The following is a 14,432-nucleotide window of genomic DNA, read 5'->3' on the forward strand; positions in this document are numbered from 1 at the left end:
TTAAAGTTTCATTTTATGTAAAGGCGTATTGTTAGAAAATGAAATATCTCTATTTCTATGAAGAGAAACGAGTTGTGTTTTAGTCAGATAGGAAGCAAGGAGAGGTGCGCATGCTAGAACAAAGAGGTCATGCATTATATGACTCTTCATTGCAAGATTTAAAATTAGCATTAGATGAGTCTTCAATTGTTGCTATTACAGACCGAAATGGTCTTATTACATATGTGAATGATAAATTTTGTAAAATCTCAAAATATAAAAGAGAAGAGCTAATAGGAAAAGATCACCGCATTTTAAATTCTGGATATCATCCGAAAGCATTTTTTCAAATCCTATGGAAGCGTATTTTGAGTGGAAAAGTCTGGACGGGGGAAATTCGAAATCAAGCAAAAGATGGTACGTATTATTGGGTTAAAACAACAATTGTTCCATTTTTAAATGAAAAGGGAGAACCTTATCAATTTATTGCAATTCGAAATGATATAAGTAGTAGGAAAGAAGCAGAACAAAGATTACGATTAAGCGAAAGTCGTTATAGGGAACTTGCTTATCATGATGCGTTAACAAGTTTACCGAACCGTTTACAGTTAATTACGACTGTAAATAAGATGATTGCAGAAAAAATAGAGTTTGGCATGATTTACTTTGATTTAGATCGTTTTAAATTAGTGAATGATACGTTAGGTCATATGATAGGAGATTTACTTTTAAGCGAAGTTGCTTCACGGTTGCATTATGTGTTAGGAGAGAAAGATGTTCTGGCTAGGCTAGGTGGCGACGAATTTGTGCTGTTAACAAAAGAACATACACAAGATGAGATGCGGCAGTTAGCGACATCGGTATTGTCATGTTTTCAGGCACCATTTATGCTTGAAGGTCATGAAGTATACATTTCAGCTAGTCTAGGACTTTGTTCATATCCACAAGATGGACAAGACGTGGAAACACTATTGAAAAATTCGGATTTAGCTATGTATAGTGCGAAAGAACAGGGAAGAAATGCGGCGTGTTTCTTTACAGATGAGTTACGTGCAAAAATAAATCGTAGAATGAAAATCGAGTTTGCTTTGCAAAAGGCAATTCGTGATGAAGAATTAGATGTGGCATTACAACCTATCATTGATTTGAAAACGAAGAAATATACTGGCATTGAGGCTTTAGTGCGCTGTATGACAGAAGAAGGGCCTATTTCACCAAGCGAATTTATTCCAATAGCTGAAGAATCTGGACTTATTATAAAATTAGGAGATTGGGTATTAGAAAAATCGTGTCGCCTGTTTAAAACATTACCGGATTACCAAGAAGGATTAAGGTTATCTGTGAATTTATCCATACAACAATTAATGCAGAAGCGTTTTATTTTGTCTGTACGTAGCATCTTAAGGAGAACTGGTTTTCCTCCGAATCGTTTAATTTTAGAAATAACGGAAAGTATTGCTGTTCGCCATTTTGATTATATTATCGCTACATTACAAGAATTAAGAAGTATGGGAATTTTAATCGCTTTAGACGATTTCGGAACAGGGTATTCCTCATTATATTATTTAAAACAACTACCACTTGATATTGTGAAAATTGATCGTAATTTTATTCGTGAGTTTCATTATGATCATGCACAACCAGAGCGAACGATTGTAAAATCGGTTATTGAAATCGCCCATAGTTTAAATTTATTAGTGGTTGCTGAAGGGGTAGAAACGGTAGAACAAGAAAGTTTATTAAAATCAATGAGTTGCGACTTTGTACAAGGTTTTTATTATGCGAAACCGTTAGATATAGGGGAACTAAAAGAAAAGTTATTAACTGATTTTTAATAAAAAAAGAGAAGCGAAAAGCTTCTCTTTTTTATTGTTTTTTTTGTGAATCTTTCATTAAAACTGGATAAAGAATAAGACCTAATACAAACAAACCAATGCCTAAGAAGAATGTTTTTAAATCAGCAGTTCCCGTTTTAATAACCCATATGGAATATAAAAATGCTAATGCAGTAATGATTCCATCTTTTATTCGAGATCCCGGCATTATATCATACGTTTCCCCCGTAATAACTAATTTTAACTGATACAAGGTAGAAACAAGGTACGGGATTAAATATGCTAATGTCGCTACAACAATAGCGAAATTATATGCTTCTGAAACAGTACCAGAAATCGTTGAGAATAAGAAAATTTGCGTCATCACATTTGTAATAAATAATGATTTTGAAGGACTACCTTTTTTATTTGTTTTACTGAAAAACTTAGGGAAAAGTCCATTTTTAGCAGCCTGGTAAGGTACTTCTGAGCTAACAACGATCCATCCTACAGTAGAGCCGAATAAAGATACGAGTGCAAGTAAGGCCATTATATAAGCACCTTTAGTACCAATTGCTAAATTTAATGCATCTACTAATGGTTTTTGAGACTCTTTTAAAGCGTCTTGTGGAAGAGCGCCCATTGTTAGTAGAGTAATTGCCATGTAAATAAGAAGAGCGATGATTAATCCGAAAATCGTAGCTTTCTTAACATCGTGCTGAGATTTTGCACGGTTAGAGAGCATAACTGCTGACTCAATACCGATAAACGCCCAAAGTGTTGCAATAGCAGCGGAATTTATTTGTCCACCCAACGAAATAGGTTGTCCAGCTTCATTCATAAATGTTTGACCGTCTCCGAAATTAGAGGCGTTGAAAATGAATAATGTAATCACAATAAACATTGTAAATCCGATAATTTTTGCAATGGTAGCAAGAAGATTCATATTTCCAGCTCGATCAATATTTTGAGAAAGAATATATTGAATTCCCCATAACATAAGGCTACATACTAGAAAAGTTAACCCTTTTCCTAGTTCTAGTGAAAATCCATTTATTGAAAAGAGAATTTGCTTACTTTGTAAAACTGGAAAAAATGTTGATAAATATCCAGCAAAGGAAATAATAACAGATGCTGTAGCAGCCCAGTTAGCAGCCCAGTATCCCCAAGCCATACTATATCCTGCAACTTTACCTGTCTTTTGAGAAGTAAACATTGCTTGGGCGTAACTTTGTGGTCCTGCTTTTAATTCTGGTTTACGAATTGCTAAATTTCCAAATACGAGTGCAATCATAAATACACCAAGTCCTGTAATACTCCATGCCAGTGTAGATCCCATTGGACCTGATACGTGTGCTAAATTTGCTGGGAGCATAAATACGCCACCGCCAACCATATTCCCGATAACAAAAGCTGTTAAAATCCATAATCCCCATTTTTTCGTTTCCATTTTTGTTAACTCCTTTGTAGTAAGTTTTGCTTAAACATCATTTTTTACTAGCATTTTTGGCAATAAAAAAAGAGCCATGTAGATAAAAAATACCTACATGGCTCTTTGCCAAAGCGTAGGTACAACGGGAATAACCCTTGTACCTACGCGTAATTTTTCCGCTAGGTTTCAAGGGTTAAGTATGATGATGATGTTTTTGTGCAAATGTAACTACAATTGTTGTATAAGTAAGCATAGTTCTTTGCTCCCTTTCTCCTCTGATTTTGAAGTTAGTATACTACATGTTTTTTTGAAAGAAAAGAAAAATTTATAAAAATACGTTTTAGAGACTAAAAATTTACCTATAGTTTTCTTGTACTGGAAAATAAGTGAGAGATTGGCAGAAGAGTATAGCGTGGTATAATACATATAGAACTAGAAGGTGACAAGGGGCTATTGTAGATGATGAGTAAGTATGAACAAATTTATACAGAAATCAGCAAGTCTATTGATAATAAACAATTAAAAGAAGGATGTAAAATCCCATCAGAAACGGAATTAATGAAGCAGTATGAGGCAAGTAGGGGTACTGTAAGAAAAGCTGTAGATTTATTGCAAGAGCGTGGATATGTTCAAAAAATACATGGAAAAGGTGTTTTTGTATTAAAGCGCAAAAACATTGAATTTAACTTTGGTGGTATTGTAAGTTTCCAAGAAGAAAATGAACGTCTAGGACGTCATTGTATTACAGAAGTCGTGGAAATAGAGAAAATGAAAGCGACACAAGATGTAGCAAAGTTATTAAACGTGAAAGAAAAAACGGAAATAAATCATATTAAACGTGTACGAAATATTGATGGAGAAAAAGTAATTTTAGATATAAACCATTTTGTATCGGAATATATTCCAGGATTAACGAGAGAAATTGCAACTGCATCGATTTATAAATATATTGAGAAAGAATTAGGGCTACATATTAGCTATTCACAGCGGGTAATTGAAGTGCAACCATGTACAGAGGATGACCGAAAGTATTTGGATTTAAATGGAACAGACTATGTTGTCGTTGTAAAAAACTTTACTTATTTATACGATGGGAGTCAGTTCGAATATACGGAATCACGTCACCGTTTAGATATTTTTCACTTTTCGGATGTGGCGCGAAGAAAATAAAGAGATGGAGCGAAATAATCGTTCCATCTCTTTATTTATAAAAAATCACCAACTTATATATATGAGTGTTGACTAACTTATATATACGAGTTAATATGTAAGTGTAAACGGTATCAAAAAAAGAAAAGAGGGACGGGAATATGGGGAAAGACTATCGTAAAACAGCAAAAGAAGTGTTGCAGTATATTGGTGGGAAAGACAATATTGAACAAGCTGCGCACTGTGTAACGAGGCTACGTATCGCTTTAAAAGATGAAAATAAAATAGATAATGATAAATTACAGTCTGTTTCATTGGTAAAGGGAGCGTTTCATAACGCTGGGGTATTTCAAATTGTAATTGGTCCAGGTGATGTCGATCGAGTATACGCTGAATTGATAACGCTTGCAGGTATGGAAGAATCGACAGTAGCTGACGTAAAAGGTTCAGGGGATAAAAAATTAAATCCAGTTCAAAAGTTTGTAAAAGTATTTTCAGATGTATTTATGCCGATTTTGCCAGCAATTATTACGGCAGGTTTACTAATGGGGATTAATAACCTGTTAGGGGCAAAGGACTTATTTTTTGATGGGAAAAATTTATTAGAAGTATATCCGAACTTAGGTGGGCTTTGGGATTTAATTAATATGATGGCCAATACAGCATTCGTATTCTTACCGGCACTTGTTGGTTGGTCAGCAACGAAGCGCTTTGGTGGTAGTCCAATACTAGGGATTGTTATGGGATTAATGCTTGTGCATCCGGCCTTATTAAACGCGTGGGATTATGGAAAAGCAGCGACTGGTTTAGAGGGACAAAAGATTGAGTACTTCGATATTTTAGGGCTATTCCAAATTGAAAAGGTAGGGTATCAAGGTCAAATTTTACCCATTTTAGTAGCAGCATTCGTATTAAGTAAAGTTGAAATCTTCTTAAAGAAACATGTGCCAAACGCAATTCAATTATTAGTTGTACCAATTACAACAATCGTTGTAACGGGTGTGTTAGCGTTAGGAATTATCGGTCCAGTTACACGTCATATTGGCGATTTATTAACGGCTGGATTAGTTGGCGTATATGAAACGGTACCAGTACTTGGAGCAGTATTATTTGGAGCATTATATGCACCGCTCGTAATTACAGGAATGCATCATATGTTTATTGCAATTGATTTACAGCTAATTGCACAGCACGGCGGTACATTTATTTGGCCGATGATTGCTCTTTCTAACATTGCACAAGGTAGTGCGGCACTAGCGATGTTCTGGATTTCTAAAAATCAAAATGATAAAAGTATGGCATCAACATCAGCAATCTCAGCGTACTTCGGTATTACAGAGCCAGCGATGTTCGGTGTGAATTTAAGAAATAAATTCCCGTTCTATGCAGCGATTATTGGGTCTGCTATAGCAGCGATATTTATTACATTAAATGGTGTATTAGCACCAGCAATCGGAATTGGCGGATTGCCAGCATTTATTTCTATCATTCCGAAATCGATTCCAATGTTTATTGTAGGGATGATAATCGCAGTAGTAATTCCATTTACATTAACATGGTTATTTGCGAAACGAGTAAAACAGAAGTAGGAGGAAATTAAGCATGAAAGATTGGCATAAAAGTGTAGTCTATCAAATTTATCCGAAGAGCTTTAATAGTTACTATAATAAAGAAACCGGTGATATAAAGGGAGTTACAGAGAAATTAGATTATTTAAAGGAACTTGGAGTGGATTATATTTGGTTAACACCGATATACCGATCACCACAAAATGACAATGGATACGATGTAAGTGATTATTACAGCATTGATCCATCTTACGGGACGATGGAAGAGTTTGAAGAGCTTTTAAAAGAAGCGAAAGTACGTGACATTGAAATCATGCTTGATATCGTTGTAAATCATAGTTCAACGGAGCATAAGTGGTTTAAAGAAGCAAAAGAAGATAAGAATAGTCCGTATCGAAATTATTATATTTGGCGTGATGAAAAGAATAATTGGCAGTCTAAATTTGGAGGATCTGCTTGGAAATATGATGAGAAAACAGGGCAATATTTTTTACATCTATTTGATGAGACGCAAGCTGATTTAAACTGGGAAAATGAAAAGCTTCGTGAAGAAGTGTACGATATGATGCGCTTTTGGTTGGAGAAAGGTGTAAAAGGATTCCGCCTTGATGTTATTAACTTAATTTCAAAAGATCAAAGATTTTTAAGTGATGAAGGCACCACTGCTACAAGTGATGGGCGTAAATATTACACAGATGGTCCACGCGTCCATGAATATTTACAAGAGATGAGCCAAAATGTTTTTGAAGGGAAAGATGTAATTACAGTTGGAGAAATGTCATCTACGACAATTGATAATTGTATTAAATATTCGAATCCTGAGCGCAATGAACTAAGCATGACGTTTAGTTTCCATCATTTAAAAGTAGATTATCCGAATGGTGATAAGTGGACGAAAGCTGATTTTGATTTCATTAAATTAAAAGAAATTATGTCTAATTGGCAAATTGAAATGCAAAAGGGCGGAGGATGGAATGCGTTATTCTGGTGTAATCATGACCAGCCTCGTATCGTTTCACGGTTTGGTGATGATGAGAAGTACCGAAATGAATCTGCGAAAATGCTAGCGACAGCTATGCATATGTTGCAGGGCACACCTTACATTTATCAAGGCGAAGAAATCGGTATGACGAATCCTAAATTCGAGTCCATCGAGCAATATCGCGATGTGGAATCGTTAAATATATATGATATAAAGCTGGAAGAAGGATTATCAAAAGAAGATATTATCGGGATTTTAAAACAAAAATCTCGTGATAATTCCCGTACTCCGATGCAGTGGAATGAAGAGATGAACAGTGGTTTTACAACAAGTACACCTTGGATTTCAGTGGCTGAAAACTTTACAGAAATAAACGTAGAAAAAGCATTAGAAGATAAAGAGTCTGTATTTTATCATTATAAAAAGTTAATAGAACTTAGAAAAACGTATGATGTAATTACAGAAGGGAAATATGCTATTTTAGATGGAAATCATCCTAGCATTTGGGCGTATACACGTACTGTAAATAATGAAGTATTACTTGTTATAAATAACTTCTATGGAGAAGAAATAACGTATTCTGTACCAGTTCATGTTCAATTAGATGGTATGAAACAAGAAGTATTATTATCAAATTACAAAGATTCAAGTAAAGATATTACCAATCTTAACTTAAGACCGTATGAGTCAATTGTATATCGTTATATGAAATAAAAGGTTGGATGCCGGCGGGCGTCCAACCTTTTTATTTTAAGACGCCACTATATAAAATCTTTACTTCTACTTCCGGTTTAAATTTTACCTTTGCATAATCTTTATTCCAATTCTTTTTCTTCCATAACTCTGGATGATAAGCGATAAGATTTCTACCTATACCGAAAGCATCACAATTTGCTTTTTGTAACCTGTTCGTTATTTGTTTTGCTTCTTTTGTAAGTTGTTTAGATAATTTTTCATTTAATTTTTTTCTTTCTTCCATTTTGTAAATATTATCTCTTGGAGCCTCAAGGGCTATAACTTTTAGTTGAAGCTTAATGTGAGCATATACATTTCCTTTTCTATCTGTTGTTATTTTTAAGTCTCGCTTTAACTTTCGATTACTAACTTCCATTGTTAAATAATCAGATGTCTTCTCTGATTCATCGCTAGTAAGTTTTTGGGTTATACGGGCACTTGTTCCCATTTTTCCGGTTAATAATACGAATAAAACAGATTGTTTCAAAGGTAAATGCCCAGTTAATTTATCATTGTTAAATAAAGCTAACCCGTTTGTAATTACTTCTTTTCCTTTTATTTTTATAGAAGGGAGGGTAAAGTCTTTACCGGGATCTAACATTTTTGTAGCAGCTGTTTCTAAAGTTTCTTTTGGAAATACACTCATATCTTCTAAGCTTTTCACTTTTTTCTTTAGAAAATCTCCAATTAGTAAATTTCCTACCTTCTTTTTTTCTAGTATCTCGGATGTTTCACCATCTACTGCAATAAGTTTTACTAAAGCAGTTGGGTTTGTTGGGTCCCGAAAGCTGACATCTAAATAGGGGAGTATACCTTTTTTTAGAATTTTGGTTCCTAGTAATTGAACACCATATTTAAAATAGCGAATATTCCCAGTCACATTTTTTTTTAGGGCATCGCTTGTATCCCTTATGTTATGCCCGTTTGCTGAATGTATTTCATTCTCGAATGAAGATTGCTCTCCGCTGGAACTTTTTACGAGTTCAAGCGTTTGCTGAAGTTTATTTTCTTCCGTAATATCATATCCAATGCTATAAGCTAATCTCGCTTCTCTTAATGGTTCTTGATCCCAACAGCCAGAAAGGAATGCACTAGTACATAATATAAAAAGTAATTTAACTCTTTTTTGGAACATACTGTTCTCCTTTCTTATTCCTTATTACTGAATAAAGTAGAAATAAAAGAGGGAGGACAACTATGAAAATATACGTGAACTTATCAGTAAAAGTTGCAATTACTTTTAATTCTTCAGGTGTATCTATAAATAGGGCTACACTAAAAGCAATAATACCAACGATTGGAACAGCCTTTTTATGATTAGCCAGATTGAAGATATGTCCAATTCCTATAGAAGCAGCACAGTAATAACTAGCAATAGAAGCTACAACAGTTATCATCCATATTGGGATGAATAGTAAATCGGTTCGGTCTATAATCCCAATATGCAGAGAACGCAATAAGTAAGCAACTGGCTCTGGAATAAGTTCAACTTGTTTTGGACTAAATACGATAAAGCAAATCCAAACAGTAAAAGTATAAAAAAGAGTTACAAATCCATTAGCGATAGAAATTGCTTTCAGTTTTGCCACAGAACTCCCGTTTACTTTTGGGAAAGCGATAAGAATAATCTCAAAACCATACATAGCTGTAATGGTTTCTTTTGATGCTTGAATAATATTCCACCATCCGGCTTCTGTAATTGGAAAAATGTAAGAAAAATCAGCTCGTGTAAGCCCTAGGGCAATTAAAAGAGCCATTGGTAAAATGAGAATAGAAGCCATGACGTAAAACCGTACGATGACTTTGAACGTATTATAAGCTATGTAACAACAAGCTATTGTAAATAGCATGAGGGTGGCATACCAAGGAGTTGCTTGTAATATCCAAACTTTAATGACATTACAAGCATTTAACATAACCGTCATACCGATAAGGGTAAAATAAAAAACATAAGCAAAACCTAATAGTTTTCCAAACTTATTCCCAAATAGCATACAAACACTTTCATACATATCTGCATCAGGAAATCGTTTTAAGAAAAGCCACATAAGTAAAATAATAAGTTGAATTGCAAGACCAGCGATGAGAGCAGAAATCCATCCGCCACCTTTCGCTATTGGGTGAAGACGGTTTGGTAGAGAAAGTATACCAACTCCGATTTGGCATTGAATAACGAAAAAGGTAAATTGAACAAGTGAAATTTTACTTTGCGTGTTTGTCACCGTTCTCATCCTCTCTCGTTACATGTTGTCGTTGCATTTTTTTCGGTTTTGAATCATGTGGTCGTTCCCAAAACGACCAAATTGGTAGTCGTACAAAAGAGTCTTTCATATCTTTTATCCGCATCGGAGCAACAGGAGAAAGATAGGGGGTATGAAATGAATGTAACTGGCATAAATGAACGAAAGTTATAATGAGACCGAATGATATTCCTACATAGCCGAATATGGCAGCAAGGAGCATTAACGGAAAACGAAGAATCCGAACTGCGGAACTCATATCATTTGATGGAACAAGAAAAGATGAGATTGCAGTTAAAGCTACAACGATAATCATTGTATAAGAAACGAGACCGGCTTTTACAATTGCATCACCAATTACTAAACCACCTACAATACCGATTGTTTGTCCAACTCGGCTTGGCAAGCGAATACCAGCTTCCCGTAATAATTCAAAGATTAATTCCATTAAGAGAGCTTCAAAAATAGGAGGAAGTGGCACTTTTTCTAATGAAGCTTTAATCGTATAAACAAGTTCGAGCGGCAACACATCAGGATGAAAAGCAACTGTTGCGATATATATAGCGGGCAAGAGAAAGGCAATCAAGAAACTGACTAAGCGAATCATTCGGATGAAAGAACCGACAATCCAGCGGTTATTATAATCATCTGGTGATTGATAGAAAGCAAATAACGTAACAGGAACGATAAGTGCAGTTGGATCTCCATCAGATAAAATAGCAACTCGTCCTTCCATTAAATTTGCTGCGACTCTATCTGGACGCTCTGTATTTAATTGTTGCGGAAAGGGTGAGAAAGACGTATCCTCTATAAATTCTTGTATATATCCTGGAGGCATAAGTGCATCTGTCTTAATCGTTTCTAACCTTCTTTTTACTTCTGTAACTAGATCGTCATTAGCTATGTTTTGCATATAAGCAATTGCCACTTTCGTATGCATTTCTTCACCGAGTGTGAAATATTTAACGACGACATGTGGACTTTTTATGAGTTTACGAATAGAAGCTAAATTGGTTGCTAAATCTTCTACTAAACCAGTATGCGGTCCACGGACAATCCCTTCATTATCAGGTTCTGTTATATCTCTCTTTAAAGATAGAGCTGTTTCGAAAATACAAAAACTGTCGACGTGTTCATGAAAATATAAAGATTTACCTTGTAATAAAAGCTGCACACCATAATTTAAATTTGTTTCTTTTTTCATATTTAATGTGGCAAAAGCTTTATCTAAAGACAGATCCGATCGAGTTAATAATGGTTCAAGAGCTAATTGATGAATTAAATTTGGGTCTGCTAAAGATTCGATATATATAATTGTTCCTTTTCCATTTTGGAAAGGGACATCTAATTTTTTTATATCATCTGAATGACAGAGCTTATTTTCAATGTAATTAATATTTTCCGGAAGTGATGGAAACATATGCTTTTTTTTATTATCTTGTTGTGAATTTTTCTGTTCGGCCATAATTTCCATCTCCTTTACATTGAAATTGTTTCTGTTAATTTTTGTTGTTTGTGAGAAAATTATGCTTGGATTATTTGAAAAAAGTAGCTTGAAGGTTACGTTACGTCATCTTTTATACTAAAAAAAATAGGATATAGGGGATGGAAAGAAAGCGTATATTAGATTAGCGATATTAATATATATCTTTTGTACTATAGAGGATAAGCCTAGCGGTATGCATAATTACATCGTTTGATGAATAGGAAATTTATGAGAATCGATTTATACTAATATTGTGTCTTGCCTTTTTAGGTGTAGTACACAGCCGGTGATTGGCTAGTGGAGGTTTTTCCATTTTGCCAGTGCCGGTTTTTTGTTGGATAATAGAGAAAATGAAGTTTTATAAAGAAAGAAGGGGTTGTTTTGAAGGATGTAAATTCTATCTTTATGAGAGAAAAGATTGCTAGTTCTTATCTTTATTTTATTTCTTTTCTTGGCTTGATTACTATAACCATATCTTTACTTGATATTAAAATCCCTTCTTATCCAACGATATTAATATTGTTATTAATATTTATGGGGATTGCAGAGTATTTTCCTGTACGATTTTGGAGAGGAACTAGCTCGCTTACCTTTCCGATAATTTACGCTATGAGTTGGCAGTTTGGAATCCATATGACTATTATTGCTATTGTACTCGTAACGCTAATTATTCACCTGCATCGTCGTTCACCGATACAAAGAATGTTATTTAATAGTACTCAGCATGCGCTTAGTTTGATCTTGGCCGAATGGTTTTCAAATAAATGTATGTCTTTATTAATTAACAAGATAGATATGTCAGTTCTATATGAAAATTTAATATCTTTGTTGTTATTTTGCGTGTTTTTTGGCTTCTTCAACAACCGCTTTTACGATTTGTTAATGATAATTCTTCCGCAGCCATATTCAATCTATCAGTGGTATAAAAAAACTGTAACGGTATTTCTTTGCGAAACTTTTGGTTTCTCTTATGCGGCCCTGATGCATGTATTAATTAGTACATATAGTGTGGAAATAAACGAGATTACAGTACTGTTTTTCTTTTTTCCACTTGTAGCAATTTCAGTTATTAGCTCTTTTTCTGTACGGATAAGGATGGAGAAGGAACGATTATATGAGCTGTTTCTTATTACGACAGAAATTAGTCGTGGACTAACCGGAGGGAACCTAAAACATATTAAACAAGCACTTAAAGGCTTTTTTGGCATACAAGCATATGTAATATGGACAAAAGATGATGGGAACTGGAATCTTCTATTGAAAGATGGGAAAGTTCGTCTGGATATTTCTGATCATTCAGAAATATCCAAGGCGTTTGAGGGAATCTCTAAAAATCTTGTGTTTCATGATTGGAAAACTGGTACGGCTCCTGGAGATGAAATATTTGATAGCGTCATACGCTCGCTTGTATATTTTCCTCTTATTGTAAATGATGAACTAGTCGGAATGTTTGTTGCAGGGAAAAGTAGAACTGCGGGTTTTTTTCCGGAAGATGTACAGTCGTTAGCTACGTTTTCTAACCAATTAGCTAACGTAGTTAAAACAAGAATATTGATTTCTGAACAGGAAAAAAGAATGATTTTAGAAGAAAGAAATAGAATCGCACGCGAAATTCACGATGGTATTGCACAAACATTGGCCGGGGTGATATACCAACTAGAATCCGCGCAGAAAAAATACCGTGATAAACCAATAGATATGCAGCAAATAGTAGAGAAAAGTATAAAAGATTTAAGAGGAAGCCTAGGAGAAGTTCGTTATTCTATTTATGCTTTAAAACCATATCCGACACAACAATTAGGGCTTAAGCAGGCGATAGCAAGTAAAATAAAATCTTTAAAACAAGAATATGAACTAGATATTACATATCATGAAAGAGGTCATGCACGTGCACTCAGCTTTTCAAAAGAAAGAGTTATTTTTGATACATTACAAGAGAGTTTGCAAAACATTGTAAAACATGCACAAGCAGAAAAGACTGATGTTTTACTTAGCTATCAAAGTGAGCACGTGCTTTTAAGGGTTAAGGATAATGGAGTCGGCTTTTCACTATTTGAGTCTATGGTTAAAACGAAGAATGAGCCACATTATGGTATATTACATATGAATGAACAAGCTGAACAATTAGGGGCTACTTTACAGATTGATAGTTCTGTAGGGAAAGGGACAGAAATTACACTATTAATTCCAGATTCACAAACAAGGGGTGCGTAAAATGATTAAAATATTAGTAGTGGATGATCATGCTTTTTTACGAGACGCAATTCGGAGCATACTAGAGGATGAATCTGATATGAAAGTGGTTGGAGAAGCTAGCTCTGGGGACGGAGTATTGGGAAAAGTAGAAGAATGCAGACCAGATTGTATTTTGATGGATATTAATCTTCCAGGGAAAAATGGGATTGAAGCCACAGAGTTAGTAAAAAAAAATTATCCAAATTGCCGAGTGCTTGTGTTTACAATGTATGAACATGATGAGTATTTAATGGATGCACTTCAGGCTGGTGCTGATGGTTATTTATTGAAGGATTCATCATCGGAGCAGGTAATAGCAGCAATTCGAATGTTATATCGAGGCGATTCAGTTATTCATCCGCGTATGACTAAAAAATTAATTACATATCATCAGCAAAAAATGAAATTAGAATCAAATGAAAATGAACTGACGGAACGTGAAAAGGAAATTCTTTTTGAATTAGTAAAAGGACTTAGTAATAAAGAAATTGCTGAAGCTCTATATATTAGTGATAAAACAGTTAAAATTCACATCAATAAAATTTTTAAAAAACTAAATGTAAAAAGTCGATCGCAAGCGGTGATTTATGCTGTTCGAAATCAATTGGTTCCGTTGGATTAAATAAGAGATGTTTAAAAGAACTATCGTGTTTCTTTATTCTATATTACAAAGAATAAAGGGCAAGGTAGTTCTTTTGTACTATTTGGGCATAGAATCATTAGAAAAAAATTACTCCTTTTGTTCAATATTCAGAAAAATCAAAATGTGAAATAATAAAAATAGAATTATTGCTTAACGCTACTAATAATTC

10 protein-coding genes are annotated in these 14,432 nt (G+C 34.4%); 6 read left to right on the top strand and 4 right to left on the bottom strand.

What is annotated here, in order from left to right:
- The first annotated feature begins 110 nt into the window (after nucleotides 1-110).
- Complete coding sequence (locus MKY90_RS03215) at nucleotides 111-1,814, top strand: putative bifunctional diguanylate cyclase/phosphodiesterase (protein ID WP_002125184.1); 1,704 nt, start codon at nucleotides 111-113, stop codon at nucleotides 1,812-1,814.
- Between the two features lie 31 nt (nucleotides 1,815-1,845).
- Here the strand turns inward: MKY90_RS03215 and MKY90_RS03220 are convergent, their stop codons facing one another.
- A complete protein-coding gene (locus MKY90_RS03220) occupies nucleotides 1,846-3,243 on the bottom strand; it encodes an amino acid permease (RefSeq protein ID WP_002125185.1) in 1,398 nt (465 codons plus the stop codon).
- A gap of 441 nt (nucleotides 3,244-3,684) precedes the next feature.
- Here MKY90_RS03220 and treR point away from each other — a divergent pair, with 441 nt between their 5' ends.
- From treR to treC, 3 genes are all read left to right on the top strand, one after another.
- Complete coding sequence (gene treR / locus MKY90_RS03225; RefSeq protein ID WP_002125187.1) at nucleotides 3,685-4,395, top strand: trehalose operon repressor; 711 nt, start codon at nucleotides 3,685-3,687, stop codon at nucleotides 4,393-4,395.
- A 140-nt stretch (nucleotides 4,396-4,535) separates the two neighbouring features.
- A complete protein-coding gene (gene treP, locus MKY90_RS03230) occupies nucleotides 4,536-5,963 on the top strand; it encodes a PTS system trehalose-specific EIIBC component (RefSeq protein WP_002010521.1) in 1,428 nt (475 codons plus the stop codon).
- 13 nt (nucleotides 5,964-5,976) lie between these two features.
- Nucleotides 5,977-7,638 (top strand): alpha,alpha-phosphotrehalase, encoded by a 1,662-nt coding sequence (treC, locus tag MKY90_RS03235; RefSeq protein ID WP_078213700.1) that lies wholly within the window; start codon nucleotides 5,977-5,979, stop codon nucleotides 7,636-7,638.
- Between the two features lie 31 nt (nucleotides 7,639-7,669).
- Here the strand turns inward: treC and gerKC are convergent, their stop codons facing one another.
- From gerKC to gerKA, 3 genes are read right to left on the bottom strand one after another with little or no spacing between them, the layout of a single operon-like run.
- Nucleotides 7,670-8,794 carry a spore germination protein GerKC gene (gene gerKC, locus MKY90_RS03240; RefSeq protein ID WP_002125191.1) on the bottom strand — a complete coding sequence of 375 codons (1,125 nt, stop codon included), beginning with the start codon at nucleotides 8,792-8,794 and terminating at the stop codon, nucleotides 7,670-7,672.
- A complete protein-coding gene (locus tag MKY90_RS03245; RefSeq protein ID WP_000185782.1) occupies nucleotides 8,775-9,881 on the bottom strand; it encodes a GerAB/ArcD/ProY family transporter in 1,107 nt (368 codons plus the stop codon). The genes gerKC and MKY90_RS03245 overlap by 20 nt, the downstream gene beginning before the upstream one ends.
- A complete protein-coding gene (gerKA, locus tag MKY90_RS03250; RefSeq protein WP_002125193.1) occupies nucleotides 9,862-11,364 on the bottom strand; it encodes a spore germination protein GerKA in 1,503 nt (500 codons plus the stop codon). Before gerKA ends, MKY90_RS03245 begins: the two co-directional genes overlap by 20 nt.
- Nucleotides 11,365-11,766: 402 nt before the next feature.
- Between gerKA and MKY90_RS03255 the strand changes: the two genes are divergently transcribed.
- Nucleotides 11,767-13,599, top strand: a complete 1,833-nt coding sequence (locus MKY90_RS03255) for a GAF domain-containing sensor histidine kinase (protein ID WP_002125196.1) — start codon at nucleotides 11,767-11,769, stop codon at nucleotides 13,597-13,599.
- A 1-nt stretch (nucleotide 13,600) separates the two neighbouring features.
- Complete coding sequence (locus MKY90_RS03260; RefSeq protein ID WP_002035350.1) at nucleotides 13,601-14,242, top strand: response regulator; 642 nt, start codon at nucleotides 13,601-13,603, stop codon at nucleotides 14,240-14,242.
- Nucleotides 14,243-14,432 lie beyond the last annotated feature (190 nt).

It is taken from the genome of Bacillus sp. FSL P2-0099 (assembly GCF_038007445.1).
Classification (GTDB): domain Bacteria; phylum Bacillota; class Bacilli; order Bacillales; family Bacillaceae_G; genus Bacillus_A; species Bacillus_A mycoides.

Excerpts from the sequence above, each read along its gene's own strand:
- MKY90_RS03260 (WP_002035350.1), top strand. The coding sequence starts at position 13,601 with ATGATTAAAATATTAGTAGTGGATGATCATGCTTTTTTACGAGACGCA.
- gerKA (WP_002125193.1), bottom strand. The coding sequence starts at position 11,364 with ATGGCCGAACAGAAAAATTCACAACAAGATAATAAAAAAAAGCATATG.
- MKY90_RS03220 (WP_002125185.1), bottom strand. The coding sequence starts at position 3,243 with ATGGAAACGAAAAAATGGGGATTATGGATTTTAACAGCTTTTGTTATC.
- MKY90_RS03215 (WP_002125184.1), top strand. The coding sequence starts at position 111 with ATGCTAGAACAAAGAGGTCATGCATTATATGACTCTTCATTGCAAGAT.
- treC (WP_078213700.1), top strand. The coding sequence starts at position 5,977 with ATGAAAGATTGGCATAAAAGTGTAGTCTATCAAATTTATCCGAAGAGC.
- gerKC (WP_002125191.1), bottom strand. The coding sequence starts at position 8,794 with ATGTTCCAAAAAAGAGTTAAATTACTTTTTATATTATGTACTAGTGCA.
- treR (WP_002125187.1), top strand. The coding sequence starts at position 3,685 with ATGATGAGTAAGTATGAACAAATTTATACAGAAATCAGCAAGTCTATT.
- treP (WP_002010521.1), top strand. The coding sequence starts at position 4,536 with ATGGGGAAAGACTATCGTAAAACAGCAAAAGAAGTGTTGCAGTATATT.